The sequence below is a fragment of the uncultured Methanobrevibacter sp. genome (assembly GCF_902801725.1).
Classification (GTDB): domain Archaea; phylum Methanobacteriota; class Methanobacteria; order Methanobacteriales; family Methanobacteriaceae; genus Methanocatella.
This window is the reverse complement of sequence record NZ_CADCJB010000001.1, coordinates 61,428-80,557: the sequence shown is the minus strand read 5'-3', so window position 1 is coordinate 80,557 and position 19,130 is coordinate 61,428. Positions and strand designations below refer to the sequence as shown.

19 protein-coding genes are annotated in these 19,130 nt (G+C 34.2%); 1 reads left to right on the top strand and 18 read right to left on the bottom strand.

Annotation, left to right across the window (positions count from 1 at the left end):
• The 17 genes from QZV68_RS00375 to rfbD all read right to left on the bottom strand — a co-directional run.
• On the bottom strand, positions 1-1,245 hold a 1,245-nt coding region (locus tag QZV68_RS00375; protein ID WP_296877483.1), incomplete at its 3' end, for a CoB--CoM heterodisulfide reductase iron-sulfur subunit A family protein.
• Between the two features lie 301 nt (positions 1,246-1,546).
• Positions 1,547-2,452, bottom strand: coding sequence for an AEC family transporter (locus tag QZV68_RS00370; RefSeq protein WP_296877481.1), 906 nt, complete (start codon positions 2,450-2,452; stop codon positions 1,547-1,549).
• A 58-nt stretch (positions 2,453-2,510) separates the two neighbouring features.
• Positions 2,511-3,446, bottom strand: coding sequence for a DNA repair and recombination protein RadA (gene radA, locus QZV68_RS00365; RefSeq protein ID WP_292607441.1), 936 nt, complete (start codon positions 3,444-3,446; stop codon positions 2,511-2,513).
• Positions 3,447-3,470: 24 nt separating this feature from the next.
• Positions 3,471-6,098: an OB-fold nucleic acid binding domain-containing protein gene (locus QZV68_RS00360; protein WP_296877479.1), complete on the bottom strand. Its 2,628-nt coding sequence runs from the start codon at positions 6,096-6,098 to the stop codon at positions 3,471-3,473.
• A gap of 155 nt (positions 6,099-6,253) precedes the next feature.
• On the bottom strand, positions 6,254-7,657 hold the full coding sequence (locus tag QZV68_RS00355) for an undecaprenyl-phosphate glucose phosphotransferase (protein WP_296877477.1): 1,404 nt from the start codon (positions 7,655-7,657) through the stop codon (positions 6,254-6,256).
• Positions 7,658-7,708: 51 nt separating this feature from the next.
• A complete protein-coding gene (locus tag QZV68_RS00350) occupies positions 7,709-8,566 on the bottom strand; it encodes a glycosyltransferase family 2 protein (protein WP_296877475.1) in 858 nt (285 codons plus the stop codon).
• A 13-nt stretch (positions 8,567-8,579) separates the two neighbouring features.
• On the bottom strand, positions 8,580-9,539 hold the full coding sequence (locus tag QZV68_RS00345; protein WP_296877473.1) for a glycosyltransferase family 2 protein: 960 nt from the start codon (positions 9,537-9,539) through the stop codon (positions 8,580-8,582).
• A 1-nt stretch (position 9,540) separates the two neighbouring features.
• Positions 9,541-10,500 (bottom strand): glycosyltransferase family A protein, encoded by a 960-nt coding sequence (locus tag QZV68_RS00340; RefSeq protein WP_296877471.1) that lies wholly within the window; start codon positions 10,498-10,500, stop codon positions 9,541-9,543.
• Between the two features lies 1 nt (position 10,501).
• Entirely contained in the window at positions 10,502-11,593 is a 1,092-nt protein-coding gene (locus QZV68_RS00335; RefSeq protein ID WP_296877469.1) for a CDP-glycerol glycerophosphotransferase family protein, read from the bottom strand.
• Positions 11,594-11,608: 15 nt separating this feature from the next.
• Positions 11,609-11,890, bottom strand: coding sequence for a hypothetical protein (locus tag QZV68_RS00330; protein WP_296877467.1), 282 nt, complete (start codon positions 11,888-11,890; stop codon positions 11,609-11,611).
• Positions 11,891-11,900: 10 nt separating this feature from the next.
• On the bottom strand, positions 11,901-12,167 hold the full coding sequence (locus tag QZV68_RS00325) for a hypothetical protein (RefSeq protein ID WP_296877465.1): 267 nt from the start codon (positions 12,165-12,167) through the stop codon (positions 11,901-11,903).
• A 328-nt stretch (positions 12,168-12,495) separates the two neighbouring features.
• Positions 12,496-13,503: a dTDP-glucose 4,6-dehydratase gene (rfbB, locus tag QZV68_RS00320; protein WP_296877464.1), complete on the bottom strand. Its 1,008-nt coding sequence runs from the start codon at positions 13,501-13,503 to the stop codon at positions 12,496-12,498.
• A gap of 15 nt (positions 13,504-13,518) precedes the next feature.
• Complete coding sequence (gene rfbC / locus QZV68_RS00315; protein ID WP_296877462.1) at positions 13,519-14,076, bottom strand: dTDP-4-dehydrorhamnose 3,5-epimerase; 558 nt, start codon at positions 14,074-14,076, stop codon at positions 13,519-13,521.
• Entirely contained in the window at positions 14,077-14,949 is an 873-nt protein-coding gene (rfbA, locus tag QZV68_RS00310) for a glucose-1-phosphate thymidylyltransferase RfbA (RefSeq protein WP_296877460.1), read from the bottom strand. It abuts the gene before it with no gap.
• 38 nt (positions 14,950-14,987) lie between these two features.
• Complete coding sequence (locus QZV68_RS00305; protein ID WP_296877458.1) at positions 14,988-15,227, bottom strand: barstar family protein; 240 nt, start codon at positions 15,225-15,227, stop codon at positions 14,988-14,990.
• A gap of 4 nt (positions 15,228-15,231) precedes the next feature.
• Positions 15,232-15,687: a ribonuclease domain-containing protein gene (locus QZV68_RS00300; RefSeq protein WP_296877456.1), complete on the bottom strand. Its 456-nt coding sequence runs from the start codon at positions 15,685-15,687 to the stop codon at positions 15,232-15,234.
• Complete coding sequence (gene rfbD, locus QZV68_RS00295) at positions 15,684-16,523, bottom strand: dTDP-4-dehydrorhamnose reductase (protein ID WP_296877454.1); 840 nt, start codon at positions 16,521-16,523, stop codon at positions 15,684-15,686. The genes QZV68_RS00300 and rfbD overlap by 4 nt, the downstream gene beginning before the upstream one ends.
• A gap of 72 nt (positions 16,524-16,595) precedes the next feature.
• Between rfbD and QZV68_RS00290 the strand changes: the two genes are divergently transcribed.
• The gene (locus QZV68_RS00290; RefSeq protein ID WP_296877452.1) at positions 16,596-17,837 is read left to right on the top strand and encodes a nucleotide sugar dehydrogenase; all 1,242 of its coding nucleotides are present in this window, start codon (positions 16,596-16,598) and stop codon (positions 17,835-17,837) included.
• Here the strand turns inward: QZV68_RS00290 and QZV68_RS00285 are convergent.
• Positions 17,834-19,063 carry a DUF2264 domain-containing protein gene (locus tag QZV68_RS00285; RefSeq protein WP_296877450.1) on the bottom strand — a complete coding sequence of 410 codons (1,230 nt, stop codon included), beginning with the start codon at positions 19,061-19,063 and terminating at the stop codon, positions 17,834-17,836. The two genes, QZV68_RS00290 and QZV68_RS00285, sit on opposite strands and share 4 nt — an antisense overlap.
• Between the last annotated feature and the right edge of the window lie 67 nt (positions 19,064-19,130).

Here is a 19,130-nt window from a genome sequence, read left to right as displayed (position 1 = left end):
TTTCATGGAGTACATACAACATACTCTGGAACAGTATGGTTTACCGATTTGTTCATCTCTGGAACCGACACAGTGGATAAATGCAACACGTTTAGGTTCGATACCGTCTGAAGGTTTGATTACGTGACCACCGGTAGGTCCGGATGCGTTAATCATCCTTTCAATTTCCATAGCGGTAATAACGTTTGAGAAACGTCCGTATCCGTATTGGTAAATACTGGAAGGATCGAATGGGTCGTAACCGATAGCAGCTACAATAGTACCAACTTCTAATTCAATTTCAGTAGGTTGTTGGTTGTGGTCAATTGCGTCTGGTCCACATGCTTGTACACATAAGTTACATTCGATACAGTAATCTTTATCGATAGTTGCACATAATGGTACAGCTTGAGGGAATGGAATGTAAGCAGCTTTTACCATACCTACACCTTCGTCGTAGTAGTTAGGTATTTCGATAGGACAAGCTTCTTGACAAGCTCCACATCCAGTACATAAGTCTTCGTCTACATATCTTGCTTTTTTCTCAATAGTAACTTTGAAGTTTCCGATGTATCCGTCTACTTCAGTTACTTCTGCGTAGGAAATTAATTCGATGTTTTCGTGTTTGGAACAGTCTACCATTTTAGGTGCTAAAATACACATTGAACAGTCGAGAGTAGGGAATGTTTTATCTAATTGTCCCATTCTTCCACCAATGGTTGGGTTTCTTTCTACCATGTAGGTTTTGAATCCCATGTCACCTAAATCTAAAGCGGTTTGGATACCAGCTACTCCACCACCGATAACTAATGCTTTGTTATCTACTGCTACTTTGGTAGCTTCTAATGGTTCGAGTAATCTTGCTTTAGCTACAGCCATACGTGTTAAGTCTTTAGCTTTTTCGGTAGCTTCTTCAGGTTGGTTCATGTGTACCCAGGAGTCTTGTTCTCTTAAGTTAGCAAATTCAAATAAGAATTTGTTTAATCCTGCTTCTTCTACACATCTACGGAAAGTAGGTTCGTGAAGACGAGGGGAACAAGCTGCTACAACAATTCTGTTTAAGTTTTTCTCTTTGATATCTTCTTGAATCATTGCTTGACCAGGGTCAGAACACATGTATTTGTAATCGGTTGCGTGAACTACACCAGGTAAGGTCTTAGCATATTCAGCTACACTAGGACAGTCTACGACTCCACCAACGTTTACACCACAGTGACAGACGTAAACTCCTATCCTTAATTCTTCGTTATTATTTTCTTCTGCCATTTTATTTTTCTCCTTGTACAAGTCGTGAAAAATATCTAATATACATAAAAAATTGCAATTTTAAAAATAAGTAGTAAAATTTTACATAGTATTAGATATACTAATGTAGTAAATACACACTTATAAAGCTTTCTATAGAAATTGTAGAGTAAAGTTTATATATGATGATATGAAAAGATTTATGAAATAGATTAAGAGTTAAAATAATAATAAATAAATCTATTTAAACGAAAAGAAATCATTTTAATCAGTTATAGAAAAAATAAAAAATTTAGATTAGGATAAAATTTCAAATTTTCAGCTATAAAATCATTATAATTATCGGAAGTGTAATCAAAGAGATTACAGTGTTGATTAAAATACAATCTGAAGTCAATTCATAGTCCAAATTATAAGTTATTGAAAGCAATAATGACAGCATTCCAGATGGCATTGCCGCCTCAATAACAGTGACTGTGTACTGCAAATCCACAAGACCCAAAAATGAGACTATGCAAAATGCAACCAACGGAAAAAAGAACAATTTCATTACTGAAGTAAATGCAATCATAGATTTGCTTCTGGAAAGACCGCTTAAATCAATGGATAATCCCAAGGAGATCATTATTAAAGGAATGGCACCGTCTCCCAAATAATTAATAGTATTGTCTAAAACAGGTCCAATTGGAACATTTAAAACATTGAGACCGAAACCCAATATGATAGCCCATAACGGAGGAAATAGAGCAATTTTTCGAACAGCTTTTTTTAGGGTTCCTCCGAACTTTAAAACCAGAACAAATGATAAAATTAAAAAAATGCACATTGTTGCAATATCACAAAAAATAGCCCTCAAAAATCCTTCATGACCAAAAATACCTAAATTAACTGGATATCCCATAAATGCAGTATTAGCAATCATTACAGTTACTAAAACGCTCCATAACTTCTTATCATCAAAGCCCAACTTTTTCAAAATAAAAAATGAAACAATTCCGGTTACGAATGAAGAAGCTAAAATAACAAAAGGTAAAATTCCTAATTTTGGAATCAATGATAAATCTGATGAGTACAGTGCAGAAAAAATCATACACGGCAATAAAATAGTCATTACAATTTTATTCAATGGAGTAATATCCTTTTCAGATAGAAAATCTATCCTTTTAAGAACATATCCAACACCAATCATTAAAATAATTGATAAAATAGTAATTTCAATTTCATTCATGAATATTAATTAAATTTTATAGTATAAAAAAGTAATTGAAAAAAAAGAAAAAGAAAAATTAACTAACGATACCTTCGCTAGTAATTTTGAATACACATTCACCTTCAGGCAAATGAGGACTGTCAACTAAACGAGCAATTCTTTTACCGGCCAATCCTTTTTTAAGCCAAATTCTGTAAGTAGAAGCATGTCCTAAAACGTGTCCACCAATAGCTTTTGTAGGACTTCCAAAGAATGAATCAGGTTTAGCTTGTACTTGGTTTGTTAAGAAAACAGCCACATTATAAGTGTTAGCAATTTGTTGAAGGGAGTGCAAATGCTGATTTAATTTTTGTTGCCTTACAGCCAAAGATTCTCTTCCAACGTATTCTGCTCTGAAGTGAGCCATCAATGAGTCAACAATTACTAATCTAACATTGTTTCCGCTTTGAATAAGTTCATTGATTTTATCAACCATTAAAATTTGGTGAGCTGAATTAAATGCACGAGCAACATGAATTCTACTTAAAACTTCTTCACTATCCAATTCAAAACCTTCAGCGATTTGTCTAATCCTTTCAGGACGGAAAGTGTTTTCAGTATCTACAAATACACATTCACCATCAAGTCCTCCAAGTTCTTCAGGTAATTGAACAGTAACAGCCAATTCATGGGAAATCTGACTTTTACCGGATCCAAATTCACCGAATACTTCGGTAATAGACTGGGTTTCAATTCCACCACCGATTAAATCATTGAATTCCTGGCTTCCAACAGTAATATGACCTACATCTTTTCTTCTTTCATCCACTTCTAAAGCTGTTTCAAAGGTAATGTTTTCAGCCCTACGTGCAGCTTCAATAACTTTTTCAGCAACACCTTCTCCAATTTCTGCTTTTACAGACAATTCCTTTGGAGTAGCTGTAGCTAATCTCATCATATCAGCAAAACCTGCATCTTTTAATTTTTCTGCTGTTTTTTCACCAACACCTGGCAAATCTGCTAATTCTACCATAATAATCATTCCTTTTTAGTTATTTTAATAATATTTTGAAATAAGTTTTTTAGGATTTAACCTGCTTTCTTCATTATATTCATCAAAGCTTACATTAGCAATAATTTCTACTGTTAAGCCGTTCAAGTCTTGAAGTTTATCTTCAATGCCCAATCCGTCTTCAACGAGATTTATGACATCTTCTTTTTTCATTTCTATGAGTTCTTCAGCTAATTTATCGAAAAATGTAGCTTGAATTTCACCAGTATCATCTTCAAGTCTGGTAGGTACCATCAATGTGTAATTAGGTTCATCAAATGTATGTCCACAATTATCACAGACATTTTCTTCAATAGTTGATTCTACATTTGATCTGCAGTTAGGACATTTTTTAAGAACATTCTTGTCAGTGCTTACATCAATTATCCTACCGGTGACACGAATATTGGTATCATCTTCCAATAGTGCTTCAATAGTTTTTGGAACATAAATCGCTTCTTTTAATTCATCATAAGTTGGTAAGTTATTCAGTTCAGATTCTGATGGTTCTAAAACTGTAGTTCCTCTGCCAACAACTGCTTCAACACGGTTGTCTATACCTAATGTAATGCGTGGATTTTGTAATTTTATTGGCATTCCAACTTCCAAATCCATTTCAGCATCTTCATTCCATAATACAACTCTTATTGAACCTGTATCATCAGCTACCTCTATATTCCTAACGCTGCCTGTGTCTCCATTATCCCTATCGAAATTACGAATGTCATTTAATTCAATCACTCTAGCGACAAGAATGATATCTGTGTCATCCTCATCCACATCAGAGATTTTCTTATAGTCATAAAGTGCTTTTTCCAATGTGGACAATTCTGGAATAAACATTGCGGAAGCTTGTTCTTCGGATAATTTAATAAGTCTAGAACTTCCTCCGATGTTTAAATCAACATCATACATTCCAAGTCTAGTTCTAGCATTTTCAATTTGGTATGCGTCTCCCACTTCATATTCTTCTTCAGCACGTTCATTCCATAAGGACAATTGTACTTTTCCAGATTCATCTGCAAAAATAGCTGAACGAACAGTTCCAACAGAACCATCATCCCTTTGGAATTCATTAACATCATTGATTGAAAGGAATCTACCAATAATATCGATTTCAATTCCATCATCATCGATTTCACCAATGTTTCCAATAGGAGTAGGTCTTAATTGTTCCCTTAACCTTTCAAATTCTTCAACTTCTTCAACAGATAAATTTTCAGGATTGATAGTAATTTGAGTATTAAAGTTAGTGTTCATTGAGTATCCACTTTGAGTGTATTCATCAAAACGAACATCACCGCCAATAATTTTAACAATATCACCTTTATTGATTGGCAAATCTGTATCGTCACCCCAGACTGTTACTCTGATAGATCCTGATGCATCACCTACATCAAAGTTTCTTAATTTTCCTTCAGTATTGTCGGTTTTTCTAATGAACTTCCTTATATCCTGAATCCTTACGACAACACCTTTGATTGACAGGTCGGTTCCTTCGTTTAAATCACCAATTGGAGTGAATTCAAGTTCAATTTCAGGAACATCAAAGTCACCTTTGATAATTCTTCCATCCCAATGGCTTAATGAAATTTCGGATATGCCGTCCCTGTTTGTTCTTTCACGTGACTGGGCGGAAAGGATTTTTACGGTATCTCCGTCTTCAAGTTTCAATTCATCGATTAATTCAACATTTTTATTCCATAAAGTATAGGTGATTTTTCCGGAAGCATCCTGTAAATCAATTGATGCAACCTTCCCTTCTTTTCCATTTTTTTCATAGCTTCTTACAGTTGGAATTCTAACAATCCTTGCAATAATGTTTACTTTAGTATCCGGTTGAATGTCAGCAATGTCAGTGATTTCCTCTTTGTAAACTGGGAATTTTGACGGATTTTCTTCCAATTTGATAACGGATGACCTTGGCCTTAAGTTAGCTTCCAGTCCGGAATAGCCGTCCTTAATATCGACACCTTTAATTTGAATAATGTCTCCTTCATTGAATTTCTTTAAAAGAGGCATGTTTTGAGTCCAGAAGACTGTTCTCATAGTTCCAGTGTTGTCCTGCAATTCCACGTTGCATACTTCACCTTTGCCACCTTTACGAGTTTTGAATGACCTTTTATTGGATATTGATATAACTCTTCCTTCTATAGTAGCTTCTTTTCTGCCCTTTTCAAGTTCGCTAATTGTATTTACGGCAAATTCAGGTTTTTCTGATACTACTTCAACCTCTTCGTCAATTAATTCACCGACAACCATGTCAGCAAAACCTGAATCGTTCATGAAAGGATTTGCAGATTCCTGTTTTTTGAATTCCTCCATTCTGGCAAGAAATTCTTCCTGAGTTATTTTATCTTTTACCTTTTCGTATTTTTCCAAAAGATCTTCAGTCATTACAAAACCTGTTTCATTGTCGGATTCTTCATCATCACTTGATTCAGTTTCTGCAGGAATATCTTCAAAGTCAGTTATGCCATGATTTTTCAGTACTTCACGTGCTAAATTTACTTCATCGACAAATGGAACATCTTTGAAGTTGGTTTTACTGATTTGATCCATTTCTGCTAAAAACTCTTCTTGTGAAAGTTTATCTTGAATTTTTTCGTATAATTTTAAAATTTCTTCTTGCATACCAAACCCCTCATAGAAAAGTTAATTATTATTTTATAACTAGTCTGTATATAAAGTATTAGAGAGAGCATTTGAAAAGTAATCACTATCACTATTACTGAAAATTTCATAATAAATTTTGTCGAAATACACGTATGTGAAAATGTGAAAAAAAATTAATATGCATTAGGATTTTTCTTCAATACTGTCTTAATCATTATTCCTAAGTCTAAACCCATATGCCAGTTCTCTACATACTCAATGTCATAATCTATACGTTTTTTAATGGAAGTGTCTCCACGACATCCATGAATTTGAGCCCATCCGGTCAAACCTGGTTTGACTTGATGTTTGACCATGTATTTTGGAATTGATTCTTTGAACTGTTTAACAAAATATGGCCTTTCAGGTCTTGGGCCAACAACACTCATGTCACCTTTTAGAACATTGAAAAATTGAGGCAATTCATCAATGCTTGTTCTTCTTATAAAATCTCCGACCAATGTTTTTCTAGGGTCATCCTTTGTAGTCCATTCAGATTTTTCCAGCCTTGGATCCTGAACTTTCATACTTCTGAACTTATACATCATGAACGGCTTAGAGTTATGACCTATTCTCTCTTGCTTAAATATTATTGGTCCTCGAGATGTCAGCTTGACGGCGACTGCGGTAATCAACATAATCGGTGATGTTATGATAATAGCTATCAGTGCAATTACATAATCACTCAGTCCTTTTATAAATTTATTAAAGTCATCATCCAAAGGAACATAACGAATATTGATAATCGGTATATCCTCAATCATGTCTACGGATGGTTGCGCTGGGAAATATCTAATATAATCAGGAATGATTTCTGCCTTAATTCCGACCTTTTCACAGCTTTCCACTAGTTCATTAATACGGTAATAATATTTTAATGGAATTGCCAAAACAACCCGGTCAAACCTGTGCTTTTCGAGAATTTTATCAAGATCCTTAAAAGAGCCTATAAACTTGACTCCATTAACCGTTTTACCCACATGCTCCGGCCTTCCCAAAATTCCGCCGATTGAAAATCCAAGGTAGGGATTCTCTTTTATTTTATGGGCAAAGGTAAATGCCAAATCATTGTCACCAACGATGAGAATATGCTTTAGGTTCTTGTTGTTGATTCTCATGTTAATTAAAACGCTTCTGATAATGAAACGCTCTATAATCGCTAAAAATGTTGCAATGGTTACAAGCAACATTAGCATTATTCTTGAAAAGTTCGGTTCATTGATGATAAACAGAATAGAAACAAATGCAAAAAACGCTACGATATTTACTTTGATAATTTGTGTCGCTTCAGAAAATATATTCTTATAGGTTCTTCTAGGCTTATACAAGCCAAAAGCGAAATAAAGAATAATATAGACAGGAATGATAACGACTAACATGAAAATAATATAGATATCATAACCCAAATGCCCTCCAATCGGGCCAAATAAAGTTGTTTCAAATCTTAACCATATTGAAGACCATAATGAAATGACGATGACCAATACATCGATTAAAACTAAAATGATATTCAATAATCTTTGATTTTCCTTTATCATAATAACAACCAAAAAACTAGTGTTATTATATTATTAGGTATGATATATTATTTAACTTTTCTTTTTAAACAAATTTAAAAATAGTTTTAAAACGCATAAAACAAAAATTCCAATGTACACAACAATATTTGTTAAGAAAAAAGATTCGCTGGCATGATGTTTCTTATAATATATATACATTGCCCTGTAAAATTCATATATTAATTTAGATTTTTGTTTTTTACTGCTAGCTCCCTTGAGATGAGTAATTTTTGATTTTCCGTAATAGACAATTTTCCATCCTGCCTCCTTTATTCTGAAACACAGGTCAATATCCTCACCATACATGAAAAAGGTTTCATCCAAAAAACCAATCTCGTCAAGGGCATCTTTTCGAATGAACATGAACGCACCGGTCAGACAGTCAATTTCATAAACCTCATCATCGGGCAGATTATCCAAATTGTAATTGTCATCCTTGCTTTTGTTTGGAATATGAAACAGTCTAAAAAATGAGTTCTTGACATTCGGAAAAGTCCTTTTGCATGCCTTGTCCAAATCACCATTTTCCAGAAGAACCCTGCAGCCGGATGCCCCAACATCAGAGTGGGATTCCATATAATTATAAATGTCCTCCAGGGCATTTTCCCAAACAATAGTATCCGAATTCAAAAGGAGAACATACTCACCCTTTGCAACACTTAAAGCCAGGTTGTTTCCAGCAGCAAATCCTGAATTGCTTGGTGATGCGATAAATTCCACCTTATCCCCAAAGTAATCCTGAAGCTTGGATAGGCTGTCGTCGCCGGATGCATTATCAACCACAAGAATTTCATAGCTGAAAGGATAATCGTATTTTAAAATGGAATTTACAGTATTCCTGGTTAATTCGAATGTTTGGTAATTTACAATCACAACAGAAAGGTCCATAAAACTCAACCATCTATTTTTTTAAAAATTTAAATGTGTTAATAATTAATCTGTACTCGATTTTAAAATAGTTTTTTGTATTTCGGGAACTGAATTTTACTTTGCCTATCTTACCTCTTGTATTCAGACCCTCTTTAATTCCGGCCAGATAAGTTGAGCCGAAACCCTTTTTCAAAAAGAAGATGTATTTGATTAAAAAACCAATGAACAGAAAAATGAAGTTAATGATTTTTAGGGGAATGGGGAGATTTTTGTAAACAACCCAAACGTTATTGCGTGCTGCCAGCCTTACCTTGAACTCATTGTATCTGCTTCCGCTTGTAGCGCTTCCAACATGATATACAATGGCCTGAGGACACAGCAAATTGACATAACCATTTATTTTTGATCTGATGGCCAAGTCCACATCTTCCATGTATGCGAAAAAGTTATCGTCGAACATTCCAATTTCGTTAAGGATTGACTTTCTATACATTGCCGCCCCCGCACAGCTGGAAAATATCTCTTTAACTTCACAATATTCGATTGACTTGTGGTTTTCTCCTGTTTTTTTAGTCCATGCAAGCAAATTGTACTCATCACCTGCATCATCAATCAGTTCCTTATTGTTGAATTGAAGCATTTTTGCCTGAACAGAAAAAATATCTTCAGAGGATGAAATCAAATCCGCCAATGCCTTAATGGATCCTTTTTTGACCTTAGTGTCGTTGTTGATTGAGAATATATAATCATATTTTGCCTGATTTATGCCCTGATTTACTGCAGGGGCAAAACCTACATTTTTACTGTTTTCGATTAGATTGACAGGAAATCTGAAAGAATAATTTTCAATATACTCTTTGCTCTTATCTGTTGAGCCATTATCAATTATAATCAACTCCCCTATAAGTTCACTATCCTCATTAAGAGAGTCAAAAAATGTTTTCAGGAACTTTTCTCCATTGTAATTTGGAGTTACTACAGAAACCTTCATGCTAATCAATCGAATTTTTTAATCTTTTCCACACTTTATAATATATTTTAGGGTTTAATAAAAATAATCTAATTTTAAGCTTAAATTTGCTGTCCCCTTCAAATTTGGACAATTTTGTAAACAGGTCCAGCTCTTTCATCTTCTCAATCACTTCATCAAAATCATATGAATTATAGAAAAAATAATTCATGTTTCCAAATATGGCCCGGGGAATCCTGGATGTAGTTATCAAATCAGACAAATCATCCAATCCAATCTTTTTATAAAAATCAGCCAGCTCTTCAAATACGCTTACAATGTCAAAGCGTCTGAACTCTGATGTTCTGATTGCTGATTTCGGATGCTGGATATAATAATAGGTTACCTCGTTGGAAATAGCTATTCTATCACCAAAGCCCAATGCCATCAGCGCAAAATATGTGTCTTCACCATAAATGTAATCTCTGGAAAATTTAATTGAATTGTTCTTGATTATGTCGGATTTATACATCAGCTGTACGAAATTAAACGGAATCTGCATTTTAAGTTCCATTTCAATGAATTCTTTAGCTGAAATATCCTCCTGCTGATAGACATGAGGACTGGAAGTAATGTCGCCATCTTTTTTGACCAGTTGTATTAGACTGAAGTCGGTTTCGCCATTATATAAGCATGATAAATGATTTGGTGTGATATAATCATCGGCATCGACAAAAACCAAATAATCACCATGGGAAACTTCAATTCCTTTATTTCTAGCACCGCTAACTCCCTGATTTTCCTGATGAATAATAGTATTTGGAATATCAGCCGTCTTTAGCTTATCAGTTACTATTTTCAGACTGTCGTCAGTTGACCCGTCATCGATTACTATAATCTCATAGCCATCAAAATCTTGAGAAATTATTGAATCAAGTGTTGTACCTATATACTCTGAATTATTGAAAACGGGTACTATAACACTAACCTTAATATTATCCATTTTACCTACCATTTTTTAAAAGAAAATCAACAACTCGTTTAGATGATTTACCATCAATTGCATCAAATTGTGTCTTGACGAAACTTATCATTTTATTTTTATCAAAATCATTATTATTAATTGCATCTATTAACTCATCGCAGTCATAAGCCAACTTACCCGGAACGGTTTTTTTAAAATCGTAATAAAATCCACGTTCAGTACTTAAATAACTATCCAAATCATAAACAAAGAAAAGAATTGGCTTATCTAAAATCGCAAATTCAATCATAATGGACGAATAGTCAGTGATTAAAATATCGCTTATCATCATCAATTCCTGTTCGGATGGATAATCACTGCAGTCTATGTAGTTTTCGCTGGACTCTATATTTTCGTGATAAAAGTCTTTTATTTTTGGATGAAGCCTTAAAGCAAGAACATATTCCTCGCCCAAAGCATCATTGAATTTTTTCATATCCAAAAAGTTGAAGACATTGTTATAGCGTTCCTCATCCCTAAATGTAGGGGCGTAGAGAATAATCTTTTTATTTGCATCCCCACCATATTTTTTGCAAAATTCGGATTTGATTTTATTCAAGTCATGATTTTCGAAGTAATAATCAAGTCTTGGAAGACCAAGTGGCTTGATTTTTTTCTTGTCAATTTGAAAGGCCTCTGCATACTGGTTTTCAATATTTTTGGAAGATGTTATCAAATAATCTGTATTATTTCCAATTTTCGAAAGCATTTCCAGCTCATCAGCACTTGCAACGGATCCTCCAAACTTTTTAGAAGCGCCCGGTGCATGCCATAATTGAGTAACAATACTTTCATCTTTAAAATTCATGAAAGCGAGTGGAAAAAAATTATCGTTTAAAAATATGTATTTTGATGTGGCCAATTTTTTAAAACTAGAAAAGGAAAGTTTGTCTTTATAAAAAAAGTTAAATTCAAAATTTCCTCTTCTTTCAAATTCCTTTTTAATGTAATCCAGGTTACCCTTAAAGGACTCTCCAGAATCTATGATGAAGGATATCCTATTGCTGCTTATAGGAAAAACCTTAAATAAACTGAATAAATAACCATAAAGCTTATGTTTAGAATATTTCATAATAATCAAAAATAATTAATGGAAGAATTTTAAAATTCCTGGAAGTGCATTCATCATAGACTGAATACCTAAAATGAATATTGCAAGACCGCCGATAAAATTAATATATTTTGCATATTTGATTGCAAGTTTGGTACCGAATGTTCCAATTAATAACCAGCAGGAAGCAACTAGTAGACTTAAAGCAGCAAGACCTAGCGGATTAACTGAGCCTGCAACACCCTGTGCGGCCAAAATCAGGTTTTCAATGTTTCCGAAAACCAGCAATATTAAAAACGGTTTCAAATCATCTAACATTCAATCATCCCTAATTATGAAATACTGATTCATACATTGCTTGAAATCCTAAAACAAATATTGCAAATCCACCTATGAACTCAATAATATCGACATATTGTATTAACATTTGAGTTCCAAAGGTTCCGATAATCAACCATAAACTAACACAAATAAGACTTGCAACAGCCAATTTCACCGGATTAACACCAGCAACAACGCCCTGAGAGGATAAAACTAAATTTTCAATATTTCCAAATATTATTAGTGCAATATAGGGCAAATATTGTTCCAACATCCAAAATCACCATTTCCCTTAATATTAATTGGAAAAAAAGATTTTCAAAAATTAATATTATAATACTATTTAAAATTAACAAATTATTATATATAAAAGTATCTTTTTTTAAAAAATAAAAAGGCAAAATAGATGTTTTTATTCTATAATAAAGAATTAAAACCAATATATTTAACAACAAGTATACAATTAGATAAATTAATAAAAAAGAATTTAAACAGATTAAAATAATAATTATTTAATTTTTGAAATATCAATGCAAAAAAAATACGGCAATTGAACCAAACAACCGGAAAAATAAAAAAAATGAGGTAAATCTCGTGTAAATTTACCTGTTTGAATACATTTTGTCGTAGTATTCCTGATATTCTCCGCTTTTTACCTGGTCAATCCAGTCGAGGTTGTCTAGGTACCATTGTATTGTTTCCTTAATACCTGTTTCAAAGGTATATTTCGGAGCCCATCCAAGTTCATCCTGAATTTTTGATGAATCTATTGCATACCTTCTGTCATGGCCTAATCTATCAGTTACGAATTCAATTAGTGATTCATCCTTATTTAGTTCTTTTAATATTAATTTTACAATGTTTATGTTTTGTTTTTCGTTGTTTCCACCAATATTGTAGACTTCACCAAGTTTTCCTTCATGCAGAACAAGATCTATTGCTGTGCAGTGATCATGTACATGGAGCCAATCCCTGATGTTTTTGCCGTCTCCATAAACAGGTAATTTCTTGTCTTCAAGGGCGTTTGAAATCATCAGTGGAATTAGTTTTTCAGGGAACTGATAAGGCCCGTAATTGTTTGAACAGCGAGTAATGTTTATCGGTAAATCGAATGTTTCGAAGTATGCTCTTGTAATCAAGTCTCCTCCAGCTTTTGAAGCTGAATATGGGCTGTTAGGTTGTAGTGGTGTGGTTTCTGTGAAGTATCCGGTTTTTCCTAATGTTCCGTAGACTTCATCTGTTGAAATTTGAATGTATTTTTCAACACCGTATTCCTTTGCAGCGTTCAGCAGCACTTGTGTGCCAAGTACGTTTGACTTGATGAATATTTCCGGGTCGCTTATGCTTCTGTCAACATGGCTTTCAGCAGCAAAGTTGATTACATAGTCGCATTTTTTAACCAAATCATCTACGACTGATTTATCACGGATGTCTCCTTTCACAAATGAGTAGTTTTCCCTGCTTTCTATGTCTTTTAGGTTTTCAAGGTTTCCGCAGTATGTCAGGGAATCCAAGTTTATGATATTGTAATCAGGATATTTGTTTACCATATATCTTACGAAATTGCTTCCTATAAACCCTGCTCCACCTGTAACTAAGATATTTGTCATAATAAATCACTTTTTTTAGTATTTGATTTTGGATTCTTTAAATGATTTCCATTCCTTATCTTTTTCAGATAATATTATTTCATCAATGCCATCCAACGGCCAGTCGATTCCTATGTCTTCGTCATCCCATTTTATACCGCTTTCGTCTTCTCCATGGTAGAATTCTGTGCATTTGTATTGGAATTCGGCCTCATCAGACAATACAACAAATCCATGTGCAAATTTAGGGGGAATGTAGAGTTGTTTCTTGTTGTCTTCGGATAATATTTCACCATACCATTTACCGTAGGTTGGGGAATCTCCGCGCAAATCGACTCCAACATCAAAAACCTCGCCCTTAATCACGCGAACAAGTTTACCCTGAGGATACTTCAGCTGCAGGTGAAGACCTCTTAAAACTCCTTTTGAAGACTTGGACTGATTATCCTGAACAAACTTCAAGTCATAACCAGCTTGTTTAAAATCATTTTCCTGATATGTCTCCATAAAATACCCACGATTATCCTCAAACACAGTAGGCTCAACGACAAACATACCATCAATACCAGTTTCTGTAAACTTAAATTTTCCCATTTATTTTCCTCTCTTAACTAAATTAAATAAATATTGTCCGTAATCGGTTTTTTCAAGCTCTTTAGCTGTTTTCAATAATTTTTCATCTGAAATATAACCTTTAAGATATGCAATTTCTTCAAGACATGCAATATACAAACTTTGTCTTTTTTGAACAGTTTCAATAAAGTTTGATGCCTCCAATAATCCTTCATGAGTTCCTGTATCAAGCCAGGCCATTCCTCTTCCAAGAAGTTCGACCTTAAGTTTTCCGCGCTTTAAGTATTCCTCATTGATTGAAGTTATTTCAACTTCACCCCTTTCGGACGGCTTTACGTTTTTAGCTATTTCAATTACATCATTGTCATAGAAATAGAGTCCTGGAACGATGTAGTTGGATTTTGGATTATCGGGTTTTTCTTCAATGGATAAAACATTCCATTCATCATCAAATTCAACAACGCCAAATGCTTCTGGATTATTTGTGTAATAACCAAAAATTATTGCACCTTCCTTTAGTTTAGTGGCTCTTTCTAGGATTTCTGTGAATCTGTGTCCATGAAATATGTTATCTCCTAAAATCAATGCAACATTATCATCACCAATGAAATCTTCACCTATGATAAATGCCTCCGCAAGACCGTTGGGATTTTCCTGAGCTTCATATTCAAATTTAATTCCCAAACGACTTCCGTCACCCAATAACTCCTTATACATAGGCAAATCTCTTGGAGTGGATATAATCAGAATTTCCTTAATTCCTGAAAGCATCAAAACGGAAATCGGATAATAAATCATTGGTTTATCATACAAAGGTAACAGCTGTTTAGAAACGGCTTTGGTAATTGGATAAAGACGAGTTCCTGACCCGCCAGCTAATATTATGCCCTTCATAATTATCTCCTTCATATTAGTTATTTATTTTAAATAATTTAAAAAGTTTCACATCTGAAATTCAAAAGTTCATTTTCACGGGACGCATCTATGAATGTGTCAATCAAGTCTTTGGAAACTCCTTGCCCATTTATCAGAACAATTTCAGTTTCGACACCTATTTCGCATAGACAATCATATAATGCATCAAGATTCTTTCCATAATAATCAGGAAAATCAAACGCTTCCTTTAAATAATCATGCCCTTCTTTTATAATGAGATTTCCATCGATTTCCATAGTATCAGATTTCTTTAAATGTGTTGTAGTGGTCACTGGTATAATAAACTTTATAATTGCCTGAATTGTAAACAATCCTTTCGGCTCCACGGCTAGTGCCGTTTGCATTTATATCGCATTCAATATATTTTGAATCGCTGTCTGGGAGTACATGCTGCCTGTTTGTGAATGTGTCTCCACCTATGCTTTTTCCGGGAGCATATTTTTTAAGCGGTCCTCCTTGCCAGCCCAAATCACGGGCTTCACTTTTAGTGATGTAATTGCTTGGAAGCTTATGAAACTCCTTAATATAAGCTGCAACTTCATTTACAGTACAATACTGTCCGTCTTCAACAACATTAACATTGCTGGAACCGGAATCTCCTCCAAAATTCAGAAAATCAAAGAATCCTGCACTAACAGATCCAATCAAAAGTAAAGTCAGTATTAATGCAAGAAAAAACATCAGTTTTTTATTCATTTTATCAGCTCAATATATTCCTTAGCAGCATCCTTATAATGGCGAAGCGGCTCAAACCCATTGTCAATCCATCTTTTATTTTCCAATACTGAATAATGGGGTCTTGGAGCAGGCCTTGCGAATTCGGAAGCTGTAACAGGAATAACATTAACATCACTGCCGGCTACCTCAAAAATATATCTTGCAAATTCACACCATGAGCAGTGGCCTGAGTTTGTAATATGATAAATTCCATAATAATCAGTATCGATTAACTGTGAAATTGCATAAGCCAAATCTGGAGTATAGGTTGGAGTTCCAACTTCATCATATACAACAGTAATTTCAGAATGGTTTTTGGCTAATTCCAACATTGTTTTTGGGAAATTTCCCCCATTTATTCCGTACAGCCATGCTGTCCTTACAATGAAAAACTTGTCAAGTATCTTCTGAATGGCTTCCTCTCCCTTGAGTTTGCTTTTTCCATAAACACTGATAGGACCGATTTTGCCATCTTCCCTGATTGGGTCCCTGGCGGTTCCGTCAAACACATAATCTGTGCTTACATGAACTAAAGGACAATCGACTTCTCTGCATCCCAAAGCAAGGTTTTCAACTCCGTAACCATTGACTGCATATGCAATGTCCTGGTTTTCTTCACAGCCGTCAACATCAGTATATGCCGCCGAATTGATAACGATATCAGGATTATTTTCACGAATGAATTCAATAACCTTATCTTTATCAGTAATATCCAATGTTTTGGATGTTGTAAGAATCAATTCATGATTATCCTTTAAGACATCGATTAAATCGTGCCCCAGCATTCCATTTGAACCTGTAACTAAAATTTTCATGGTATCACTTAAAACTTTAATATATGTTAGAATATATATTAACTTAATATTTAAAAGAGAGGAGTTGAAACAATGAAAGTATGTATTATCGGCCAAGGTTATATCGGGCTTCCAACAGCAGCACTGTTTACAAGACATCACTGTGAAGTCGTTGGAGTGGATGTTAATGAAGAGATAGTGAACAACTTAAACAAAGGAATCATACACATCGAAGAGCCCGGAATATCTGACATTATCAAAAATGCTATTAAAAATAAAGTATATGTGGCTTCATTAACTCCTCAAAAAGCAGATGCATTTATAATAACTGTGCCAACACCATACATTGTTGAAAACTATAGCTGTGACTTGAGTTATGTCGTGAGCGCATGCGAATCAATACTTCCATTTCTGGAGAATGGAAATACAGTCATTATCGAATCGACAATAGCTCCAATGTCAACCGATGAAACCATAAAGCCTATTTTTGAAAATGCAGGTTTTGAAATCGGAAAAGATCTGTACCTTGCTCATTGTCCTGAAAGAGTTCTTCCGGGAAAAATATTAGAGGAATTGGTTCACAATGACAGAATTATTGGTGGAGTTACACCAGAATGTGCTAAAAAAGCCAGAGAAGTTTATGGTCAATTTGTTGAAGGGTACCTGATGTTAACTGAAGCAAAAACTGCAGAATTGTCAAAATGTATGGAAAACACATTCAGAGATGTCAATATTGCACTTGCTAATGAACTTGCTAAAATCTGTGCAGAAATAGGAGTAAACGCATTGGACGTGATAAAAATGGCAAATAAGCATCCAAGGGTAAACCTGCACTCTCCAGGCCCTGGTGTTGGAGGCCACTGCCTTGCGATTGACCCTTATTTTATCTATGCAAAAGCTCCGGAAACTGCAAAAATCATCAAATTAGCAAGGGACACCAACAATTCAATGCCGGAATTCGTTTGTAAAAACGCTGAAAAAATAATTCCTGAAGGTAAAATTGCAGTATTTGGCGTGTCATATAAAGGAAATACTGGAGACGACAGGGAAAGTCCAGCATATGAAATTATCGCCAGACTAAAACAGGACGGATATGATATAGCAATACATGATCCGCATATTAACAATGATGATTTCGTGAGTTTTGATGAGGCTACAAAAGATGCCAATTTGATTTTAATATTATGCGACCATAACGAATTCAAAAACCCTAACTATAATTTAATTTCAAAAAATATGAAAAATCCAGTAATATTCGATACAAAAAATATAATTAGTAAAGTTCCAAAAGGAATTAAATTATATAATTACGGGAACTTATACGAATTAAATTAAAAATCAATAGATATGTCTTTTGATGTGCTTTGTGCATTCCACGCTTTGACGGTAGTCCAGTCACAAGCAGGTTCAGTCCAGAATTCATCTTCTAATTCCAAACCTAAGGCCAAGAATACTGAACAGCATAAATATAGGCTGCCAACATTAACATCTTTTTCAGCCAAATCCACTTGATTTCCATTTAATCCCATTAATAACCAGCCATCAGAAGAAAAGTTTTGTGTACCTCCGAATTGTCTTTCTAAAACTTTTGTCAGTGCTGATCTCACTTGAGCGGGATTTAAATTTTTAGGTAGAATTTTAAGCAAAGCTGCCTGAGATAATAAATGGAAAACACCACAACGATATGTCAAAGAACTTCCGAGTAAAGGATAGGTACCTTCAGGTGAAATAAGCCTTTCAAGTTGAGCAGCTAATCTGGATGATCTCATCAATTGAACATCCAAAAATTCACCGTCGGAAATGCCGTATTTTCTCATGACCGCCAAAATATCATTTAGCATAGGATGAATAATTATACTGTTATAATAACTTAAATCAAATGATTCGCCATCGGAATAAATTGCATCGCCCATATAATATTCATCTCTGAATTTATGAATTCCATAAGTCAAACGCTCCTTATCACATTCTCCTGTAAATTCCAAAAGTGTAGCTTCAATCATAGCGGTATACAACAACCAATGATTTTCATATGGAGCAATAACTCTTGTATTCTTAAGCTCATGAATAATTTTAGCTTGGACATCCATTGGCAAATTAGGCCAAACTTGATTCTTTGACCTGAGTAATCCTTGAGCAAATAAAGCAACATCAACTAAAGATTGTTTAGGTTCTACAAAAAAGATATAATCATTATTATTCGGATTAACAGCATTCATAATAGCTTTTAATGTTAAACGAAGATATTTTTCTCTCATTTCACCCTCTTCTGAACTGTCAGGACCTAATTCCAGCCATGGGGCAATTCCATTAAATACCCGTGCGAAAGCTTCAAGATATGTGAATTTTTTATTATCCACACTAATTGACTCGTTAGGCATCTTTTTCCTAAGAGAACTTTTTGCCAGGTTTCCTAACACAGGAAGAGCAATTTTTTGTAATGTAGTAACCCAAAAAATCCTATCTTCCCAAATTGAAGGTTCCTCTTCAATAACAGGTTCTTCTTTTTTTCTGAATCTTTTAAAAAATGAGTTGCTCATGAAATATAATTTGTCAAACATTATATATAAATCTTCAAAAAACCCACATAAAAAGAGAGTTTATATATTTCAAAATACAAAAATATTT

Excerpts from the sequence above, each read along its gene's own strand:
- QZV68_RS00370 (WP_296877481.1), bottom strand. The coding sequence starts at position 2,452 with ATGAATGAAATTGAAATTACTATTTTATCAATTATTTTAATGATTGGT.
- radA (WP_292607441.1), bottom strand. The coding sequence starts at position 3,446 with ATGGTAGAATTAGCAGATTTGCCAGGTGTTGGTGAAAAAACAGCAGAA.
- QZV68_RS00360 (WP_296877479.1), bottom strand. The coding sequence starts at position 6,098 with ATGCAAGAAGAAATTTTAAAATTATACGAAAAAATTCAAGATAAACTT.
- QZV68_RS00355 (WP_296877477.1), bottom strand. The coding sequence starts at position 7,657 with ATGATAAAGGAAAATCAAAGATTATTGAATATCATTTTAGTTTTAATC.
- QZV68_RS00350 (WP_296877475.1), bottom strand. The coding sequence starts at position 8,566 with ATGGACCTTTCTGTTGTGATTGTAAATTACCAAACATTCGAATTAACC.
- QZV68_RS00345 (WP_296877473.1), bottom strand. The coding sequence starts at position 9,539 with ATGAAGGTTTCTGTAGTAACTCCAAATTACAATGGAGAAAAGTTCCTG.
- QZV68_RS00340 (WP_296877471.1), bottom strand. The coding sequence starts at position 10,500 with ATGGATAATATTAAGGTTAGTGTTATAGTACCCGTTTTCAATAATTCA.
- QZV68_RS00335 (WP_296877469.1), bottom strand. The coding sequence starts at position 11,593 with ATGAAATATTCTAAACATAAGCTTTATGGTTATTTATTCAGTTTATTT.
- QZV68_RS00330 (WP_296877467.1), bottom strand. The coding sequence starts at position 11,890 with ATGTTAGATGATTTGAAACCGTTTTTAATATTGCTGGTTTTCGGAAAC.
- QZV68_RS00325 (WP_296877465.1), bottom strand. The coding sequence starts at position 12,167 with ATGTTGGAACAATATTTGCCCTATATTGCACTAATAATATTTGGAAAT.
- rfbB (WP_296877464.1), bottom strand. The coding sequence starts at position 13,503 with ATGACAAATATCTTAGTTACAGGTGGAGCAGGGTTTATAGGAAGCAAT.
- rfbC (WP_296877462.1), bottom strand. The coding sequence starts at position 14,076 with ATGGGAAAATTTAAGTTTACAGAAACTGGTATTGATGGTATGTTTGTC.
- rfbA (WP_296877460.1), bottom strand. The coding sequence starts at position 14,949 with ATGAAGGGCATAATATTAGCTGGCGGGTCAGGAACTCGTCTTTATCCA.
- QZV68_RS00305 (WP_296877458.1), bottom strand. The coding sequence starts at position 15,227 with ATGGAAATCGATGGAAATCTCATTATAAAAGAAGGGCATGATTATTTA.
- QZV68_RS00300 (WP_296877456.1), bottom strand. The coding sequence starts at position 15,687 with ATGAATAAAAAACTGATGTTTTTTCTTGCATTAATACTGACTTTACTT.
- rfbD (WP_296877454.1), bottom strand. The coding sequence starts at position 16,523 with ATGAAAATTTTAGTTACAGGTTCAAATGGAATGCTGGGGCACGATTTA.
- QZV68_RS00290 (WP_296877452.1), top strand. The coding sequence starts at position 16,596 with ATGAAAGTATGTATTATCGGCCAAGGTTATATCGGGCTTCCAACAGCA.
- QZV68_RS00285 (WP_296877450.1), bottom strand. The coding sequence starts at position 19,063 with ATGTTTGACAAATTATATTTCATGAGCAACTCATTTTTTAAAAGATTC.